Source organism: Constrictibacter sp. MBR-5, from assembly GCF_040549485.1.
Taxonomy (GTDB): domain Bacteria; phylum Pseudomonadota; class Alphaproteobacteria; order JAJUGE01; family JAJUGE01; genus Constrictibacter.
Genome location: NZ_JBEPTK010000001.1, coordinates 26,019 through 44,623 on the forward strand (window position 1 = coordinate 26,019; position 18,605 = coordinate 44,623).

Here is an 18,605-nt window from a genome sequence, read left to right on the forward strand (position 1 = left end):
GATGGAGAGCAACAACGGTGCCACCCGAAAGGCCAGCAAAATGGCGGGCCTATCTCAACGGGCGGGCAGATCTTGCCGACCGTTCGGCATCTGCTGCCGGGCCAGTCCTGCCCTTCCTGGCAAGGAGGGCGATGTCGCGCGCGAAGGACCACGACAACGCCGCCAACGCCGCCAGCAGCGCGACCGAGGGCCACGGCGCCGGCATCCAGGGCGGTATGCACGCGACGAGCGTCGCGACCTGAATCACACAGACGGTCTGGCGCCGGCGGCTCGGCGGCAAGTCGGCGCGCAGCCATGGCCACAGCGATCCCGCCGCGACGAACACGTAGCGCATGAGGCCGGACGCGATGACCCAGATGCCCGCGTGGCCCAGGCGAAAGACCAGGATTGCGAGAACGAGGGTGGTGAAGGCGTCCACCTCCCTGTCCATGCGCGCGCCGAACTCCGACGCGGATCGGCTTCGTCGCGCGACGAAGCCGTCGACGCCGTCCGTCACCAGCGCAATCGCCGCCATGCCGGCCAGGAGCCAAAGCTGGCCATCGGACAGTTCCGGAGCGGACACCGCTCCGGCTGCCACGAGGCTGGTGGCGAAGCCTCGCGCGAGCGTGATGCGATCGGCCGCTCGCAGATCCCTGTCACGGCCCCATCGCCACGCCGCCACACCGGCGCCGAGGATCGTCAGCGCCCAGCACACCGCCATGCCGACCCCGGCGGGCACGGACGCCAAACGCCCCAAACCCGCGGCGGCCATCATGCCCGCCGCACACAGCAAGAGGAGTTCAGTTATCGTCGCCTCGAAAGAGCGGATGCGCACCTGAGCGCCTCGCAGAACGTATCTAAAGGATCGCCCCGACCGGACAGTGGGCGGGTCGGCTTCTCGCTCTATCATCTTTGTGGTCGCGAGCACTCGGAGACAAGGTTGCGACGCGGAACTGCGGAGGGGACCGTTTGAGGATCGAACTTGAGGCCGCCCGCCCGCCGGGGGCGGCCAGGCGGCCGGACGTCGATGCGGACACGGCTTGGGCCGCACTGCTGGCGGTTCGCGACCATACGCGGCGATCGGGCAGGACGCGGGGAGACCTGTCGCTGCGGCGCTGCGACGACCGCAGCGGCTTTGACGTTCTGACGGGACGCGCCCGCGACGCGATCCTGATCAGCACCGACGATGGCGGATGGGAGAGCGCAGCACCGCCCGACCGGGGTGCGGCGCTTCTCCTGGACCTGTACATGCCGTTGTGTCGCGAGTCCGGCGGCGACGGCCGTCCCTACGTCGTCGGCCACCTCGGCCAGAGCCTGGACGGTCGGATCGCCACGGTGAGCGGCGTCTCCCAATGGGTGACCGGCCCGGCGGACCTAACCCACACGCACCGGATGCGCGCGCTCGCCGACGCTGTCCTGGTCGGTGCGGGAACGGTGAGACAGGACGATCCGCGCCTCACCGTTCGCCGCGTCGACGGCCGCAACCCGCTGCGCGTCGTCATCGACCCGCAGCGCCGCCTTCCCGCCGATCGCCACGTCTTCACCGATGGGAACGCAGAGACCCTGGTGTTCTGCGGAAGGGACGCCGCAGAGCCCGCCGGTCCCCGCACAGCCGCCAGTGCCCAGGTCATCGGACTTCCCTGCGATCAGACCGGCGGCCTGCAGCCGGCGGCCATCTGCGCCGCCCTCGCGGAGCGCGGCATAAGGCTGCTCTTCGTCGAAGGCGGCGGTGTCACCGTCTCTCGCTTCCTGCAGGCGGGCTGCCTGGATCGATTGCAGGTGACGGTGGCGCCCCTGGTGATCGGCTCCGGCAGGCCCGCCATATCGCTGCCAGAGATAGCCGACCTCTCGCGCGTGCTCCGACCGCGTGTGCGGCACATCACCCTCGGCGTCGACGTGATGTTCGACTGCGTCTTCGATGGGTGATGCACCGATCGCGAAGGCGTTCTGGACGCTGAAGCCCGGCTGCGCCGCGATCCGGGATGAGCCGCTTCCGGAGCCGGGTCCCGACGAGGTCCGGATTAGAACGGCCTTCAGCGGCGTGAGCCGCGGCACCGAGGCTCTCGTCTTCAGAGGGCTCGTGCCGGAGCGCCTCTACGACACGATGCGTGCGCCGTTCCAGGCCGGGGATTTTCCGGGACCGGTGAAGTACGGCTACATGTCGGTCGGTACGGTCGAAGCCGGGCCGGCCGACCTGGTCGGGCGGGCGGTGTTCTGCCTGCACCCCCATCAGGATCGCTATGTCGTGCCGGCCGCCGCTGTGGTCCTCGTGCCGGCGGCGGTCCCCCTGCGGCGCGCCGTCCTCGCCGCCAATCTGGAGACAGCGATCAACGCGCTGTGGGACGCACCGCCCCTGGTCGGCGACCGGATCGCGGTGGTCGGCTGCGGCGTCGTCGGCGGCATGGCGGCAGTGCTCGCGGCGCGCGTGCCGGGCGTCGAGATCGAACTGATCGATCCCTCGCCGCACCGGCACGCACTGGCCGACGCAATCGGGCTGCCGCTCGTCGCCGAAGCCGGCGCCCGGACCGGCCGTGACCTGGTCATCCACGCGAGCGGCACGTCCGAAGGCCTCGCCGCGGCGCTCCGTCTCGCAGGCGACGAGGCGACCATACTGGAACTGAGCTGGTACGGCGCAAACCCGGTCGCCGTCCCGCTGGGCGAGTGGTTCCACGCGCGCCGCCTGCGCCTCGTCTCGTCTCAGGTCGGCAAGGTGGCGCCGGCGAAGCGTCTGCGATGGAGCCACAGGCAGCGGCTGGAACTGGCGTTGCGCCTGCTCGCCGATCCTGTCTTCGATGCCTTCCTGACCGGGGAGAGCCGGTTTGCCGACCTGCCCGAGACGATGGCGCAACTCGCCGCCGGGCGCGGCAATGCCCTGTGCCACGTCATCCGCTACGAGGATCCCGATGTATAGCCTGACCGTCCGCGACAGCATCATGATCGCCCACAGCTTCCGCGGCGCCATCTTCGGCCCGGCGCAGGGGCTGCACGGTGCCACATTCGTCGTGGAACTGACGTTCCGCCGGCCCGAGATCGACGCGGACGGCCTCGTCTGCGACATAGGCGCCGCCTCGGTCCTGCTGAAGAAGGTCCTCGCCCCGCTGAACTACGCCAACCTGGACACGATCCCCGAGTTCGCCGGCATCAACACCACCACCGAGTTCCTGGCGGGCGAGATCCACCGGCGGGTCTCGGCGGCGCTGCGCGCAGGCGAACTGGGCCTGCCGCCGGAGACCTTCTCCGCCCTGCAGGTGCTGCTGCGCGAGTCGCCCGACGCCTGGGCCGCATACGAGGCACCGCCGTCGTGAGGCGATGCCTATGACCCTGGCGCAGGTCCATCTCGCCGTCGCCGGACCGATCGGCCAGATCACCGGCGGCTACATCTACGACAGGCGCATCGCCGAAGGCCTGGAGGCGAACGGCCAGCCGCTGCGGATCCACGCGCTGCGCGGCGCGCATCCCGCGGCGGACGCGGAGGCGCTCGCCGCCGCATCCGACTGCGTGGACGCGGTGCGGGCGGGCGAGATCTTGCTGGTCGACGGCCTGGCCCTCCCCGCCTTCCTGCCGGCACTTCCGCGACTGGCCGGCGGCGCGCGGCTGGTGGCACTGGTCCATCATCCGCTCGCCGACGAGACCGGCGTGGACGCGGTCACACGACGGACGCTCGACGAGGCCGAGCGCGCGGCCCTGGCCCGGGCGGCACGCGTGATCGTCACCAGCGACACCACCGCCGCGGCGGTGGCCGCCATGGGCGTTCCGCGCGACCGGATCGGCACGGTGCGCCCCGGCGTTGACCGCCGTCCCGAGGTGGCCGCGCGACGCGTGCCGTCCGAGGCGGACCCGGTCGCGCTTCTCTGCGTCGCCACCATCACGCCGCGCAAAGGCCATGCGCTGCTGGTCGAGGCGCTGGCCGGTCTCGACGCCCTGCCCTGGCGCCTCGACTGCGTCGGCAGCGACGCGCGCGACCCGGCGACCGTGGCGGCCTTGCGCGACCTGATCGCCCGCCACGGCCTGGACGGGCGAGTCCTGCTGCACGGCGAGCGCCCGGCGGCAGAGATGGCGGCCGCCTATGCCGCAGCCGACCTGTTCGTGCTGCCGTCCTATCACGAGGGCTTCGGCATGGCCTTCGCCGAGGCGCTGACCCAGGGGCTTCCGGTGGTCGGCACCACCGCCGGCGCCATCCCGGAGACGGTGCCGGGCGACGCGGGCATCCTCGTCCCGCCCGGCGACGTGCCGGCCCTGCGCGAGGCGCTGCGCCGGCTGCTGACGGATCGCGCTCTCCTGCATCGCCTGGGCCAGGGCGCGACACGCGCCCGTTTCCCGACCTGGAGCGACGCCGCGGACGCATTCGCCCGGCAGCTCGAATTGGCGGCGGCGTGAGCGAGGCTCGCAGCTTCGATGCCGATTGGCTGGCGCTGCGCGCGCCGGCCGATGCGGTGGCGCGATCTTCCGCGCTGACCCGGCGCTTCGCCGAGGCGGTTGCCGCCGGCGAGCAGCGCCCTGCCCGGCTCCTCGATCTCGCCGCCGGCACCGGCGCCAACCTCCGCTTCCTGGCACCACGGCTGGGAGCCGCGGGCATCGCCGCGCAGACGTGGCGACTGGTCGACTACGACCCCGATCTTCTGGCCGCCTGCATCGACGCCTGCCGCACCTGGGCGGGCAGCAACGGCTGGTCGCTCCACGACAACGGCGCAGGCTTCAGGATCGTCGCCGACGGATGGCACGCTTCCGTGCGCTGCGTGCGCCGCGACCTGAGCCGCGGGGTCGACACGCTTCCCGTCCAGCCCGGCGAGGCCGTGGTGACGACGGCGCTGCTCGACCTCGTGTCGCACGACTGGATGGAGGGGCTGGTCCGGCTCGTCGACCGTACCGGCGGGCCGGTGCTGGCGACCCTGACGGACGACGGGCTGCTCCGCTTCGCGCCGTTCGACGCGCTCGACGCCACGGTCGCCGGTCTGTTCGAAGCGCATCAGCACCGCGACAAGGGCTTCGGCCCCGCCTTGGGCACCACGGCCACCGCCGTGCTCGCCGGACTGCTCGGACGAACGGGCTGGCCTGTCGCGGTCCGGCGCAGCGCCTGGGTCCTGGGGGCGGAGTCCCGCAGCCTTCTGAGCGAGACGATCCGCGGGATCGCTACCGCGGCGAAGGAGCAGGATCCTTCACGGACCACCGAAACCGAGGCATGGCTGGCCCGCCGCGTATCGCAGGCGGAGGCGGGTGGCCTGCGCCTCGTCGTCGGTCACCGCGACCTGTTCGCCCAGCCGAAGCCTTCGGCTGGGCCGACCCCGTAGGATCAGCCGTCCAGCCACGTGCGGATGAGCCTGTAGGCGATCGAGTCGGCCCGCGGCATCTGCATGCCCAGGTCCTCGATATTCTCCACCTCGGCGCGGGTCAGCCAGCGCGCGTCCTCGATCTCCTCGGGGTCGAGGGTGAGTTCCATCGTCTCCGCCACGGCGTGGAAGCCTAGCATCAGCGAGGACGGGAACGGCCAGGGCTGCGAGCCCAGGTAGCGCACGTCGCCGACGCGCACGCCGACCTCCTCGAACACCTCGCGCGCCACCGCCTCCTCCAGGCTCTCGCCCGGTTCGACGAAGCCCGCCAGGGTCGAGTACATGCGCGGCCGGAAATTGTGCGTGCGGCCGAGCAGGCACATGTCGTCCTTCACGACCAGCATGATCACCGCCGGGTCGGTGCGCGGGAAGTGCTGCGCGCCGCAGGAGGTGTTGGTGCAGGTGCGCTGGTGGCCGGCGTGGGTGATCTCGGTCGGGCTGCCGCAGACGCCGCAGAAGCCGTGCTTCGCATGCCAGTGCATCAGCCCGCGCGCATGGGCGAGGATCGCCCCCTCGGTGCGCGCGAGGTTCGGCCCGACGCTGCGCAGGTCCTCGAAGGCGCCCTGCTCGCCGATATACGGGTGCGCGTAGGGGTCCTCGATGTGCGACAGGTCGACCGCGAAGTAGGCGACCCCGTCGACCACGCCGAGCAGCGACGGGAAGCGCCCCTCGTCGAGAAGGTCGCCGGCTTCGGCGAGAGTCGGCAGCAGCGCGCGTTCGTCCTCGACGTGGACGAGGCTGCGGCTGCGCCACACGGGCACGATGCGCGTCTGCTCCGCCTTGCGCAGGCCGTGGAGCCAGATGTCGTCGCGGCGACGCTGGGAGACGCGGTCGAGCGGCGACTTGGTGTACCAGAGATCGGGTATCATGCCGAAGTCTAGGCATAAGCCGGCGCCGCGGGCAATCGGTCGGCTGATGCCTGTGGCTAGTTCGTGAAGTGTCCGCACCTGCTGAAGCGACGCGGCTGCCAGCCGGGCTACACGGTGACAAATGTGCACGCCGACCCGGCGGAGACGTGGCGCGAGATCCTCGCCATTCAGGAGAAGCGCACCATCGACAACGACAATCCCGTCAAATGGCACGAGCTACCAACAGCGGGCATGTCGACCGGCTGGCTGCAACGCGAAGCAGAGCACTACTGAACGACGAGTGTCGAGCGCCCATCGAGTGTAACGGGCCCGATAGGCAGCAGGCCAAGCAGGACACGGAACGGGCTGGATGTCGCGACCGTGACGGAACTGCCCGAACGGTTATCAGGCGCCCAGGCCACATTCACGCTCACAGTACCAGGATCGAGGCCATAGATGCGGGAGCGAGCCACGGCGCTCACCTGCTCTGCCGTGGCGGGAGCGGCGGACTCGGCCCCGCGCAATGACGCATATCGCGCTGCTTCCTGCGCACCCCTTGTGAGGGACGCGGTGGCCAAGCCGATCCGGCCGAGATCGACCAGAGAAAACGCCACCAGCAGCATCGCCGGCGCCACCAGCGCGAACTCTGTGACGGTTATTCCTCGCCGGTCTTCGAGAAAACGGTGAAGCGCCAACATGGTCAATTCACTCTCACGACACGAGTGCCGGCGAGCCTCATTGGGTTCTCGAAGCCTGGAAAGCCGAACAGCAACCGCACGTCGGCGATTGTCGAGACCTCGACATAGTAGGGCGCGAGTTGACCGGAAGTGCAGTAGGAGCCGCAGGCGACCTCGGTCGCGCAGGCGCAGAACTGGCGAGCGGCAACCTCGATCGGCATGTCGGCGGCATCGGCCAGGGCTGCCCGCACCATCCCCTCGCTGTCGGATGCGGTGAGCATATCCCGCATGCCGTACTGTGCACCGGCCTGGGCCGCATTGATGAGGTGCAGCTGAGCGAGAAAGATGCGCGCACCGTCGAACGTGCCGAGCGCAAGAACCATCAGGATCGGCACGACGAGTGCGAACTCGACGGCGATGTTTCCGTCGGCGGCGCAGCGGAAGCCTCGGAGCAGCTTCATCATCATGTGCCTACTCGAGCAAGGCGGCCCGCACCAGGTAGCGGTTTTCGGCAACGGCGGAGGCCGCCAGGTTGCCGACGTGGCTGTTGCCGGTAAATGTCAGGCTGTCCACAACGATCAGCGACGCACTGAGGTCGGCCTCCGAGCCCCCGGCATAGGTGACCGCCTGCTTTGGAAAGTAGAGGATCCCGCTCATGCGCATGCTGCTCCCCCCGGCCAGCGTGTGGGTCACGTTCGCTGGAGCGTTGCGGTCCTGGAAAAACAGCACCCCCGCATAGTCCCCGTCGACGGGCGCCGAGAGGTCGACGTTCGCATCGCCGGCGATCGCGATTCCGTCGCTCGCGCCGGAATTTTCGGTGAGATAGAAGAAGACCCCTTCGCCGAACACCTCGCTTTGGGCGGAGAACTTCAATCCGGCGCCGTCCAGAACGTAAAGACCGGGTGCGAAGGTGAGGCGACCCGATCCGTGGACCTCGATGCCGCTGCAGTAGACGCCAGGCTGGATTGTGCGGGTTTCCCCACCCATGACCTTGATCTTCTGATGCGTATCGCAGGCGCCATAGACCGGCGCAGGCATCCCGGCGAGCGGATCCGCCACATGCGCGGCCTGACGCGTCGGCTGCGGATGGACGCAGTCGCCCGTGAAGTCGCCGACAAGGCGGATGCCGCTCGCCGTGAGGCAGGATCCTCCGCCATCCTGGGACAGCGCAGACAGGTCCGCAGAATTCACGACGATGCCGCAGTCGAGATTGACGACGGCACCGCCCGAAACCTTCACCGCAGCTCGCATCTCAGGGTTCATCGCCCAGACGCAGTAGTGGCCGGATGCGGAAAAGCTCGCCCGCGCAACGGAACGGGCGGTGAGGACCGGGCCGTCGGAAGCGAGAATGCGGCCGAAGAACAGAGAGCCCGGCCGGTTTACGACGATTTCGGCGGCACTGGGGTCTCCGGCAAAGGGCCCTGACTGAGGAGGAATGTTGACGGAAATGTCGTCGCCGCTGGCCGCACCGACACCGTTCCGTGCGGCATCCCGCAGCGCTGCGGCCTGGATCTGAGCGGGATCGCTCGTACGCATACTCTCCAAGGCCGCCGATATGGCGGCAGCGTCGGCCGCGGTCTGAATGGCGCGCGCCTGGGCATACCACCCCGCAACGTCCACCCCCAGGGCGGCGAACCCCAGCAGTACAGGAAGAGCCAGAGCGGTGATTACCGCTATCGCGCCTCCCTGGTCCCGAAGGATACGGTCAAAATTCCCGAAGGATTTGCCCCGCAAACCGAGACTATTGTATGAAATCGCCCTTTTCATAGGCGATGTTGGCGAACGGAGATTAATCGAACGTAAACGTGAGACTGTCGGCGCACGTTCGGGCCAATGATGTGCCTGTGCGGGCCAATTCGGGCCAAGTGGGCCTATTGAGGCCAAGTCCGGGCCCTCGTCTGTCAAAATATCACATGAAGATAGCCGTTTATCGTATTGATATTAATCCATTTTGCCAATCAATCATCCGGCTGGACCTCTAGTTCGGGAGGGGCGTCGGCGAGGAGCCTGCGGATCATGGCGTCGTGCCGGCGCTGCTCAGCCTCGGCCCGTTCCTCGGCCTGCTCCTCGGGTGAGAGCGGCGGCGACAGCGGCGTGTCGTCGAGGCCGAGGTGCTCGGCCAGCCAGAGCAGCACCCGGACGTTGCCGCAGGCCGCCGCGTCGGCGAGACCGCCGGCGACGAGTCCGCGCAGCGCGCCGAGCGACAGCGCCGCTTCGGCGGCGACGGTGCGGCGTTCGCTGTCGATGCGGTCCCGGAAGCGCCGCGACCGGCGCAGGTTGCGGCGGATCTGGTCCACCGTCCCGCCGAGGCGCCCGGCCACCTCCTCCGCCGGTACGCCTTCGGCCATCAGCCGCGCCGCCGCGGTCCAGTCGAGCCGCGGACGCCGCGGGCGGGGCATCGCACGGGTGTGTTCGCGTTCGAACATCGCCGATCCTCGTGTGAATAAAGTCCGATGCCGAGAGATATGGGACTTTATTCTGTTTTGCAAGGCGGGGATGTTCGTAGGGGCGGGGCTCGCCCCGCCCCTGTGACCGCTGAAGGCCGCAATGGGGTCGAGAGGGCGGGGCGAGCCCCGCCCCTACGTGAGCCTGACGGTCAGATGACGGCGTGCCGGACGCGGGCCGAGACCCACTCGCTGACGATGACGGTCACGAAGATCGCGATCAGGATGACGCTGACCCGGCTCCAGGCCAATTCGCCGAGGGCGGCGTTGAGCTGGAGGCCGATGCCGCCGGCGCCGACGAGTCCGAGCACCGTCGATTCGCGGATGTTGATGTCCCAGCGGAACACCGTGATGCCGGCGAAGGCGGGCATGATCTGCGGCGCGATCCCGTAGGCGATGACCTGTCCCCGCCCCGCCCCGGTCGCAGTGATCGCCTCCACCTGGGCGTGGTCGATCTCCTCGATGGCTTCGTAGAGCAGCTTCGCGACGAAGCCGATCGACCGGAAGGCGATGGCGAAGATGCCGGCCAGCACGCCGGGGCCGAGGATGGCCACCAGCAGCAGCGCCCAGATGAGCGCGTTGATCGAGCGCGACGCGACGATGACGAAGAGCGCCAGCGGTCGCACGAAGCCGGCGCTGGGCGTCGTGTTGCGCGCCGCGAGGAAGGCGACCGGCACCGCGATCAGGATCGAGAGCAAGGTACCGAGGGTGGCGATGTTGATCGTGTCCCAGAGCGCGCGCCACAGCCGGTCCATGTAGGTCCATTGCGGCGGGACCATGCGTTCGAGCAGGTCGCCCGCCTGCTCCGGCGCGTCCCAGACGAACGCCCAGATGGTCCGGTCCGAGATGAACTGGAAGCTGTAGGCGAAGAGCGCCACGCCGACGAGCCAGCCGGCCCAGATCGCCAGCTGCGCCCAGGTCGTGCGCCGCCGCCAGTCCTGGCGGCCGTCGTCGGAACGTACCGGCATCACTGCACCCAGCGGCGGATGTGGCCGGACGCATACTCGGCCAGCATGACGATCACGATGATCATGATCAGGATCGCGGCCGCCGAATCGAACTCGTAGCGGTCGAACGCCGTGTTGAGGGTGGCGCCGATGCCGCCGGCACCGACGATGCCGATCACCGCCGATTCGCGGAAGTTGATGTCGAGCCGGTACACGGCGAGGCCGATCATGCGCGGCATCACCTGCGGCAGGACCGCGTAGTTGAGCCACTGGGTCCAGGAGGCGCCGGTCGCCCGCACCGCCTCCGCCTGGCCGGGATCCATGTCCTCAATGTCCTCGGCGAGGAGCTTGGCATAGAAGCCCATGGTCGCGACGACCAGCGTGATGAAGCCGGCGAAGGGGCCGAAGCCGAACAGCTTCACGAAGAAGATCGCCAGGATCACCTCCTGGAAGGTACGCGACAATGCGACGACGGAGCGGCAGGCGTAGTAGATCGGCCGGGGTGCTATGTTGCGCGCGGCGCCGAGCGCCAGCGGGATGGAGAGCGCGATGCCGACCGCCGTCGCGGCGATCGTCATCCACACGCTTTCCAGCATGCCGTCGAGGATGTCGCCCCAGCGGCTGGCGAAGTCGGGCGGGAAGAAGGCGGCGACGAAGCGTGCGCCGCGCGGCAGCCCTTCCGACACGCGCGCCCAGTTGATCTCCAGCGTTCCGAGCGCCAGCGCCAGATAGACTGCGGCGCCGAGGCCGAGCGCCCAGCGCAGCCGTCGATCGGCGATCATCGGCGGGGGACGCCAGCGGCGCGGCGCCCCGCCGGCCACGGCACCCGCCGCGACGGGGGTGGTCATGTCATCCCCGCGAGTCGCTCGGGATCGAGTACCGGCGCATGGCGATGACGTTCCGTCGCGGCCCCTTCCACGCCGTCGTCGCCTTCCTCGCCGTCCTCGTCCGCCGGCCGGATCGTCTGCGACCAGTCCTCCTCGCCGTAGATGCGCGTGAGGACGTCGGCGGTGAGGCCGTCCGGGGGGCCGTCATAGACGATCTCGCCCGCCTGCAGTCCGACGATCCGCTGCGCGAACATCTGCGCCAGCATCACGTCGTGGATGTTGATGATCGCTGCCAGCCCGCGCTCGGCGCAGAGCTCGCGGATGAGCCGCATGATCTGGCGCGACGTCTTGGGATCGAGGCTGGCCGTCGGCTCGTCGACGAGCAGCAGGTCCGGCTGCTGGATCAGCGCCCGGGCGATGCCGACCCGCTGGCGCTGGCCGCCGGAAAGCGCGTCGGCCCGCTTGTCGACCATGTGGTCGAGGCCGACCCGGCCGAGCAGGCGGAACGCCTCGTCGACGTCCGATTGCGGGAAACGGCGGAACCAGCTCCGCCAGAAGCCGACATAGCCGAGCCGGCCGGAGAGGACGTTCTCCATCACCGACAGCCGCTCCACCAGGGCATATTCCTGGAAGATCATGCCCATGCGCCGGCGCACGCGCCGCAGCGCGCCGATCCCCAGGCCGGTGACCTCGCGGTCGCCCAGGAAGATGCGGCCGCCCGTCGGCTCGACCAGCCGGTTGACGCAGCGGATGAGCGTGCTCTTGCCGGCGCCGGACGGGCCGATAAGCGCCATGACCTGACCGTCGGGGACGGTCAGGTCGACGGTCTTCAGAGCGAGATCGCCGGTCGGATAGCGCTTGACCAGTCCCTCGATGCGCAGCACGGGCGGACTACTTGCACTCGTAGGAGACGCCGAGCGCAGCGTCGATCTTGCGGATGATGTCCCAATCGTTCTTGTGACGGATACCGATGAAGCGATCCTCCGCCTTGAACTCCTTCTTCAGCTCCGAACCTTCCCAGTCGAACGTGAAGAAGGCCTGCTTCACCTTCGCCGCCAGCGTCGGGTCCAGGTTGTAGACATGGCCGTAGCCGGTGGTCGGGAAGGTCTGCGACTTGTAGACCGTGCGGATCTTCGCGGCATCGACGACGCCGCGGTCGACCATGCGCTTCATGACCGAGTTGGCGATCGCCGCCGCGTCATAGTCCTTGTTGGCGACGCCGAGGATCGAATTGTCGTGCTTGCCGGAGAACTCCGCGGTGAAGTCCTTCTCGGCCTCCAGCCCGAACTCGGACTTGAGCAGCGCGGACGGCGCCTTGAAGCCGGAATTCGACGTGGGCGAGGTGAAGGCGACCTTCTTGCCCTTCAGGTCCTCCACCTTCTGGATGGGGCCGTCGGCCTGGACGATGATCTCCATCTCGTAGCCGAAGGAGCCGTCCTTCGACGCCATCATGGCGAACGGCACGAAGCCGGCGCATGTGGTGGCGATCGGGTTGCTGCCGGTGTTGAAGCCGGCGATGTGCAAGCGGCCCGACCGCATCGCCTCGAGCTGTGCGGCGTTGGACTGGACCGGGAAGAACTGGATGCGCTTGCCGGTGACCTTGCCCAGATGTGCCAGGAAGCCGTCCCAGACCTTGGCGTAGATGGCGGGATCCTCGACCGGCGTGTAGGCGAAGATCAGGGTGCCGGGATCGATCCAGTCCTTCCGGTCCAGCGGCAGGTCGGCGACGAGGTCGCCGTCCCAGTCGCAGTAGCGGTCTCCCAGCTTGCTCGGGCATTCGCGGTCGGCGGCCAGCGCGGGCGTGGCGGCGGGCGTCGCGGCGGCCGCCATCAGGCCCAGGCCGCCAACCAGGGCGGCCATGAGGGTCGTCTTCAATGACATGATCGTTCAGCCCTTTTTCGAGCGTTGCATCTCCCTCCCTTCATCCTAGTGCAACGCTACAGCGGCGTGAAAGACCGATGACAGTATGATGACGCCGATCGATGCCGCCGATTGCTGAAAGGGGCGTCGACCGGTACGACAGTCGCGGATGCGGGCCGTCCGGCATGGCCGTGACGGCGGCACACGAAAGGGGATGAAGGCTACGGACACGCTCCTGCATATCGCCGGCGGCGTCGCTCTGCTGCTGTGGAGCGTGCGGATGGTCCGCACCGGTATGACCCGCGCCTTCGGCGCGGCGCTGCGCCGGGCGATCGCCAAGGGTACCGGCACGCGCGTGACGGCGCTGCTGACCGGCGTCGCCGTCACCACCGTCCTGCAGAGCAGCACCGCCACCGCCCTCCTCCTCGTCTCCTTCGTCCAGCGCGGCGCGATCGCGGTGACCGCCGGGCTCGCCATCATGCTGGGCGCCAACATCGGCACCACGGTGGTCGCGCAGATCCTGTCGTTCGGCCTGGACTGGCTGGCGCCGCTGCTGCTGATCGCCGGCTTCGTCTCGTTCAGCGCGGTCGGCTCCGGCCGCTGGCGGCACATCGGGCGCATGATGATCGGGCTCGGGCTGATGCTCGTCTCGCTCGACCTGATCGGCGCCGGCTCCGCACCGCTGCGCGATTCGCCGACGCTGCAGCTCGTGCTGGCACCGCTCGCCGACGAACCGCTGCTCGCCGTGCTGGTGTCCGCGGCGCTGACCTGGCTGTCGCATTCCAGCCTGGCGATCGTGCTGCTGGTGATGTCGTGGACGCTGCACGGCGTCATCCCTGAGCCGCTCGCCTTCGCCTTCGTGATCGGCGCCAACATCGGCGGCGCCCTGGCACCCCTGGCGGTCGGCTGGAGCGCCGGGCCGGTGGCCCGCCGCGTCCCCGCCGGCAACCTGGCGACGCGCGCGGTGGCCGGGCTGCTGCTGCTGCCGCTCATCGCGTGGATCGGGCCGTGGATCGCGGCGATCGACGCCGATCCGGCGCGCCAGGTCGCCAACTTCCACACCGCGTTCAACATCGCCTCGGCGCTCGTCTTCCTGCCGCTGGTCGGCATCGTCGCGGCAGGCTGCGCGCGACTCTTCCCGGCGCGGGCGACGCCGGACGATGCGAAGCGGCCGCGCTACCTGGACGACGACGCGCTCGACACGCCGTCCGTGGCGCTCGCCGCCGCGGCGCGCGAGACGCTGCGCATGGGCGACCTCGTCGAGGACATGCTGCGGCGGAGCATCGACGTCTTCCGCACGGACGACGCCAAGCTGGCCCAGGCGATCGAGGCGGAGGACGACCAGGTCGACAGCCTGAACGAGGCGATCAAGCTCTACCTCACCAGCGTGTCGCAGGCCGGCCTGGACGAGGACGAGAGCCGGCGCATGACCGACATCCTGACCTTCACGACCAACCTGGAACATGTCGGCGACATCATCGACAAGAACCTGATGGAACTGGCGCGCAAGAAGATCCGCCACCGCATGCTGTTCTCCGAGGCGGGCTTCGCCGAGATCAGCGCCTTCCACGCCCGGGTGCTGGACAATCTGCAGCTGGCGCTCAACGTCTTCATGTCGCGCGACGTCAACCTCGCCCGGCGGCTACTGAACGAGAAGGTCGCGATCCGCGACGCCGAGCGCGCCGCGGCCGAGAGCCATATCGGCCGCCTGCGCGCCGGCCGGCCGGAGTCGATCGAGAGCAGCAGCCTGCACCTGGACGTGATCCGCGACCTGAAGCGAATCAACAGCCACGTCACGTCGGTGGCCTATCCGCTGCTGGAGCAGACCGGCGCGCTGCGCGCCAGCCGGCTCCAGTCGGCGGACTGAGGAGGCACCCGGGGCATGGCGACCAACTGTCTCATGTGCAGGTTCGCCGCCGACGGCCTACGGTGAGCCGAACAACGTTGTTTTGGGGGAGCCAGCCATGCCCACACCGTTCGAGATCGTCCGCCGCCACGTCGACGCCGCCCTGACCGAGGCCGCCGCCAACGGCATCGCCGCCGACCAGGTCGGCCGCACGCTGCTCGACGTCGCCGCCGAGGTCCTCGGCCGCGACCGCTCGCCCCAGGAAGTCGCCGACGAGATGACCTTCATCGCCCGCAACATCGCGGACGAGGAGGATCATTCGTTCATGCGGCCGTGAGGAGCGACCGTAGGTCCCCTCACCCGGCGAGCGCCTCGCCAGCCAGCGCCTTGTCCAGCAGCGTCACGAAGGCGGCGCGGCCGTAGAGGGCGATGAAGGAGCCCATGCGGGGGCCCTCGCTCTGGCCGAGCAGGACTTCGTAGAGGGCCTTGAACCAGTCGCGCAGGTTGGCGAAGCCGTGGCGCTTGCCGATCTCGTAGACCTCGTTCTGGAAGGCCTCGGCGCCCGCATCGTCGGCCAGCGCCGCGAGGGCGGCGCGCAGGTCCAGCAGCGCCGCGCGCTCCTGCTCGGTCGGCGCGCGGTAGCTCTTCTTCGGCTTCACGAAGTCGCGGTAGTAGTTCAGCGCATAGCCGACGAGGCTGTCGAGCATCGGCGCCGTCGCCGGGGTCGCCTCCGGCGCGTAGCCGCTGATGAAGCCCCACAGCACCGCCTTGTCCTCGGCGTTGCAGACGCTGGCGAGGTTCAGCAGCATCGTATAGCTGAGATCGGCGCGGTCGAGCGTCGGGATGTCGCCGGCGTGGATGTGCCAGGCCGGGTTCTCCAGCAGCGCCGCCGGCTCCATGGCGGGCGCCTTGTCGACCCAGGTGCGGTAGTCGTCGACGGCGCGCGGCAGCACGTCGAAATAGAGGCGCTTCGCCGCCTTCGGCTTCTGGAACATGAAGAGCGCGAGGCTCTCCGGCGGCGCGTAGGTCAGCCACTCGTCGACCGTCAGGCCGTTGCCCTTCGACTTCGAGATCTTCTCGCCCTTCTCGTCGAGGAAGAGCTCGTAGGTCAGGTCGACCGGCGGCCGGCCGCCGAGGACGCGGCAGATCTGCGACGACAGGCGGACCGAGTCGATCAGGTCCTTGCCGGACATCTCGTAGTCGACCTCGAGCGCATACCAGCGCATCGCCCAGTCGGCCTTCCACTGCAGCTTGCAATGGCCGCCGGTGACCGGCACCTCGACCTTCGCCCCGCTCTCGTCCTCGTAGACGACGGTGCCGGCGTCGACGTCGCGTGCCACGATCGGCACCTGCAGGACGCGCCCGGTCTTCGGGCAGAGCGGCAGGAACGGGCTGTAGGTCGCCCGGCGCTCCGGCCCGAGGGTCGGCAGGATGACCTTGATCACGTCGTCGTAGTTGCGCAGCACCGCCAACAGCGCCGCGTCGAAGCGGCCCGAGCGGTAGCAGTCGGTGGCGCTCTGGAACTCGTAGTCGAAGCCGAAGCGGTCGAGGAAGACGCGCAGGCGGGCGTTGTTGTGGTGGCCGAAGCTCTCGTGCGTGCCGAACGGATCCGGCACTGCGGTCAGCGGCTTGCCGAGATGCTGCGCCATCATCTCCTTGTTCGGGACGTTATCGGGCACGCGGCGCAGCCCGTCCATGTCGTCGGAGAAGGCGAAGAGGCGCGTCGGCAGGTCGGAGATGCACGCGAAGGCGTTGCGCACCCAGGACGTGCGGGCGACCTCGCCGAAGGTTCCGATGTGCGGCAGGCCCGAAGGGCCGTAGCCGGTCTCGAACAGCACGTAGCCCTTCTCGGGCGGCGCTTTCTCGAACCGGGCCAGCAGCTTGCGCGCCTCCTCGAACGGCCAAGCCCGCGCCTGCATCGCCAGATCCCGATCCGCACCCATATCGCCCTGCCTTTCCGAGTGCGGCGGAAGGTAGCGACGAACGCCGGGCGGTCAAGCCGTTGTAGGGCGTGAGGGGACGGAGCGCAGGCGTCCCGCCCGCGCTCCGGAGGGAAGATCAGATGTCGGCGTAGGACTTGATCTCGGCCGCGGCACCCGGATGGGTGACCGCGCCCTTGCTCGCCGGGCCGACCGTCTGGGCGTATTTCCAGATGGCGCCGGAGCGCAGGTCGGGGGTACGCGGCTGCCAGGACTTGCGGCGCTCGGCCAGTTCGGCGTCGGAGACGGCAACGTCGAGCGTGCCCTTCACCGCGTCGATGGTGATGACGTCGCCGTCCTTCAGCAGGCCGATCGGGCCGCCGACAGCCGCCTCCGGCCCGACATGGCCGATGCAGAAGCCGCGGGTGGCGCCGGAGAAGCGGCCGTCCGTGATCAGGGCCACGCTCTCGCCCAGGCCCTTGCCGTAGATCGCCGAGGTGGTCGACAGCATCTCGCGCATGCCGGGACCGCCCTTCGGACCCTCGTAGCGGATGACGATAACGTCGCCCGCCTGGACCTTGTTCTTCATCACCGCCTCGAACGCGTCCTCCTCGCAGTCGAAGCAGCGGGCGGGGCCGGAGAAGGTCAGCTTCTCCATGCCGGCGACCTTCACGATCGCGCCGTCGGTGGCGAGGTTGCCCTTGAGGCCGACGACGCCGCCCGTCGGGGTGATCGCGTCCTTCACGCGGCGGATGACCTTCTGGTCGTCGCGAAAGCGCACGCTCTCCATGTTCTCCGCCAGGGTCTTGCCGGAGACGGTCATGCAGTCGCCGTGCAGGAAGCCGGCGTCGAGCAGTTCCTTCAGCAGCGCCGGGATCCCGCCCGCGTCCCACATGTCCTTGGCGGCGTATTTGCCGCCCGGCTGCAGGTCGGTGATGTAGGGCGTGCGCTTGAAGATCTCGGCCACGGCGTCGAGGTCGAAGTCGATGCCGGCCTCGTGCGCGATCGCCGGCAGGTGCAGGGCGCCGTTGGTCGAGCCGCCGGTCGCCGCAACGACGGTCGCCGCGTTCTCCAGCGCCTTGCGGGTGACGATGTCGCGCGGCCGCAGGCCGAGCTCGAGCAGGTTCATCACCTGCTGGCCGGCCGCCTCGCACAGGGCGTCGCGGGATTCGTAGGGTGCCGGCGCGCTGCAGGAGAAGGGCAGCGCCAGGCCGATCGCCTCGGCCACCGTCGCCATGGTGTTGGCGGTGAACTGGCCGCCGCACGCACCGCCCGACGGGCAGGCGTGGCATTCCATCTCGTGCAGGTCGGCATCGCTGTATTCGCCCGAGGCATGCTTGCCGACCGCCTCGAACACGTTGAGGACCGTCACCTCCTGGCCGCGGAAACGGCCGGGCAGGATCGAGCCGCCATAGAGGAAGACCGACGGCACGTTGAGGCGGACCATCGCCATCATCATGCCGGGCAGCGACTTGTCGCAGCCGGCGAGGCCGACGAGCGCGTCGTAGCAATGGCCGCGCATGGTGAGTTCGACAGAGTCCGCGATGACCTCGCGGCTGACCAGCGAGGCCTTCATGCCCTGGTGGCCCATGGCGATGCCGTCGGTGACGGTGATCGTCGTGAATTCGCGCGGACTGCCGCCGGCGGCCTTCACGCCCTTCTTCGCCGCCTGCGCTTGGCGCGACAGGGTGATGTTGCAGGGCGCGGCCTCGTTCCAGCAGGTCGCGACGCCGACGAGGGGCTGATGGATCTCCTCCTCGGTCATACCCATCGCATAATAGAACGACCGGTGCGGCGCGCGCTCCGGGCCCTCGGTGACGTGGCGGCTGGGCAGCTTCGACTTGTCGAAGCGGCGCTTTGCTGCGTCGAGCGGCATGCGATCCTCCCTCGCCGCTGCCTTGCGGTGCGGCCGTTTTTGAACTGCTGCGGTG

General features: G+C 69.2%; 20 protein-coding genes. 8 read left to right on the top strand and 12 right to left on the bottom strand.

Annotated elements, in window-relative coordinates:
- Positions 1–49: 49 nt before the first annotated feature.
- Entirely contained in the window at positions 50–814 is a 765-nt protein-coding gene (locus ABIE65_RS00130; RefSeq protein ID WP_354074776.1) for a CDP-alcohol phosphatidyltransferase family protein, read from the bottom strand.
- 134 nt (positions 815–948) lie between these two features.
- On the opposite strand from ABIE65_RS00130, the gene ABIE65_RS00135 reads away from it, so the two are divergent.
- Genes ABIE65_RS00135 through ABIE65_RS00155 form a run of 5 tightly spaced genes read left to right on the top strand, consistent with a single transcriptional unit; the run spans position 949 to position 5,267 of the window.
- Positions 949–1,905 (top strand): RibD family protein, encoded by a 957-nt coding sequence (locus ABIE65_RS00135; RefSeq protein WP_354074777.1) that lies wholly within the window; start codon positions 949–951, stop codon positions 1,903–1,905.
- Positions 1,898–2,890, top strand: coding sequence for a zinc-dependent alcohol dehydrogenase (locus ABIE65_RS00140; RefSeq protein ID WP_354074778.1), 993 nt, complete (start codon positions 1,898–1,900; stop codon positions 2,888–2,890). Before ABIE65_RS00135 ends, ABIE65_RS00140 begins: the two co-directional genes overlap by 8 nt.
- Entirely contained in the window at positions 2,883–3,284 is a 402-nt protein-coding gene (locus ABIE65_RS00145) for a 6-pyruvoyl trahydropterin synthase family protein (protein ID WP_354074779.1), read from the top strand. Before ABIE65_RS00140 ends, ABIE65_RS00145 begins: the two co-directional genes overlap by 8 nt.
- Positions 3,285–3,294: 10 nt before the next feature.
- Positions 3,295–4,356, top strand: a complete 1,062-nt coding sequence (locus tag ABIE65_RS00150) for a glycosyltransferase family 4 protein (RefSeq protein ID WP_354074780.1) — start codon at positions 3,295–3,297, stop codon at positions 4,354–4,356.
- Positions 4,353–5,267, top strand: a complete 915-nt coding sequence (locus ABIE65_RS00155) for a class I SAM-dependent methyltransferase (protein ID WP_354074781.1) — start codon at positions 4,353–4,355, stop codon at positions 5,265–5,267. Before ABIE65_RS00150 ends, ABIE65_RS00155 begins: the two co-directional genes overlap by 4 nt.
- Positions 5,268–5,269: 2 nt before the next feature.
- Here the strand turns inward: ABIE65_RS00155 and nudC are convergent, their stop codons facing one another.
- Entirely contained in the window at positions 5,270–6,175 is a 906-nt protein-coding gene (nudC, locus tag ABIE65_RS00160; RefSeq protein ID WP_354074782.1) for an NAD(+) diphosphatase, read from the bottom strand.
- Between the two features lie 63 nt (positions 6,176–6,238).
- Between nudC and ABIE65_RS00165 the strand changes: the two genes are divergently transcribed.
- The gene (locus ABIE65_RS00165) at positions 6,239–6,448 is read left to right on the top strand and encodes a hypothetical protein (RefSeq protein WP_354074783.1); all 210 of its coding nucleotides are present in this window, start codon (positions 6,239–6,241) and stop codon (positions 6,446–6,448) included.
- Here the strand turns inward: ABIE65_RS00165 and ABIE65_RS00170 are convergent.
- From ABIE65_RS00170 to phnD, 8 genes are all read right to left on the bottom strand, one after another.
- Entirely contained in the window at positions 6,442–6,852 is a 411-nt protein-coding gene (locus tag ABIE65_RS00170) for a TadE/TadG family type IV pilus assembly protein (protein WP_354075676.1), read from the bottom strand. The genes ABIE65_RS00165 and ABIE65_RS00170 overlap by 7 nt on opposite strands.
- A 2-nt stretch (positions 6,853–6,854) precedes the next feature.
- A complete protein-coding gene (locus ABIE65_RS00175; RefSeq protein WP_354074784.1) occupies positions 6,855–7,292 on the bottom strand; it encodes a TadE/TadG family type IV pilus assembly protein in 438 nt (145 codons plus the stop codon).
- Between the two features lie 10 nt (positions 7,293–7,302).
- Complete coding sequence (locus ABIE65_RS00180; RefSeq protein WP_354074785.1) at positions 7,303–8,598, bottom strand: pilus assembly protein TadG-related protein; 1,296 nt, start codon at positions 8,596–8,598, stop codon at positions 7,303–7,305.
- Between the two features lie 191 nt (positions 8,599–8,789).
- On the bottom strand, positions 8,790–9,257 hold the full coding sequence (locus ABIE65_RS00185) for a hypothetical protein (RefSeq protein WP_354074786.1): 468 nt from the start codon (positions 9,255–9,257) through the stop codon (positions 8,790–8,792).
- 170 nt (positions 9,258–9,427) lie between these two features.
- Positions 9,428–10,243 (bottom strand): phosphonate ABC transporter, permease protein PhnE, encoded by an 816-nt coding sequence (gene phnE, locus ABIE65_RS00190; RefSeq protein WP_354074787.1) that lies wholly within the window; start codon positions 10,241–10,243, stop codon positions 9,428–9,430.
- Complete coding sequence (phnE, locus tag ABIE65_RS00195; protein ID WP_354074788.1) at positions 10,243–11,070, bottom strand: phosphonate ABC transporter, permease protein PhnE; 828 nt, start codon at positions 11,068–11,070, stop codon at positions 10,243–10,245. The genes phnE (ABIE65_RS00190) and phnE (ABIE65_RS00195) overlap by 1 nt, the downstream gene beginning before the upstream one ends.
- On the bottom strand, positions 11,067–11,933 hold the full coding sequence (phnC, locus tag ABIE65_RS00200) for a phosphonate ABC transporter ATP-binding protein (protein ID WP_354074789.1): 867 nt from the start codon (positions 11,931–11,933) through the stop codon (positions 11,067–11,069). Before phnC ends, phnE (ABIE65_RS00195) begins: the two co-directional genes overlap by 4 nt.
- Positions 11,934–11,940: 7 nt before the next feature.
- Positions 11,941–12,930 (bottom strand): phosphate/phosphite/phosphonate ABC transporter substrate-binding protein, encoded by a 990-nt coding sequence (gene phnD, locus ABIE65_RS00205; RefSeq protein WP_354074790.1) that lies wholly within the window; start codon positions 12,928–12,930, stop codon positions 11,941–11,943.
- 193 nt (positions 12,931–13,123) lie between these two features.
- Between phnD and ABIE65_RS00210 the strand changes: the two genes are divergently transcribed.
- Both ABIE65_RS00210 and ABIE65_RS00215 read left to right on the top strand, forming a co-directional pair.
- A complete protein-coding gene (locus ABIE65_RS00210) occupies positions 13,124–14,776 on the top strand; it encodes a Na/Pi cotransporter family protein (RefSeq protein ID WP_354074791.1) in 1,653 nt (550 codons plus the stop codon).
- A gap of 97 nt (positions 14,777–14,873) precedes the next feature.
- On the top strand, positions 14,874–15,092 hold the full coding sequence (locus tag ABIE65_RS00215; RefSeq protein ID WP_354074792.1) for a hypothetical protein: 219 nt from the start codon (positions 14,874–14,876) through the stop codon (positions 15,090–15,092).
- A gap of 19 nt (positions 15,093–15,111) precedes the next feature.
- Here the strand turns inward: ABIE65_RS00215 and ABIE65_RS00220 are convergent, their stop codons facing one another.
- Positions 15,112–16,698, bottom strand: a complete 1,587-nt coding sequence (locus tag ABIE65_RS00220; protein WP_354074793.1) for a lysine--tRNA ligase — start codon at positions 16,696–16,698, stop codon at positions 15,112–15,114.
- A gap of 115 nt (positions 16,699–16,813) precedes the next feature.
- On the bottom strand, positions 16,814–18,550 hold the full coding sequence (gene ilvD / locus ABIE65_RS00225) for a dihydroxy-acid dehydratase (RefSeq protein ID WP_354074794.1): 1,737 nt from the start codon (positions 18,548–18,550) through the stop codon (positions 16,814–16,816).
- Between the last annotated feature and the right edge of the window lie 55 nt (positions 18,551–18,605).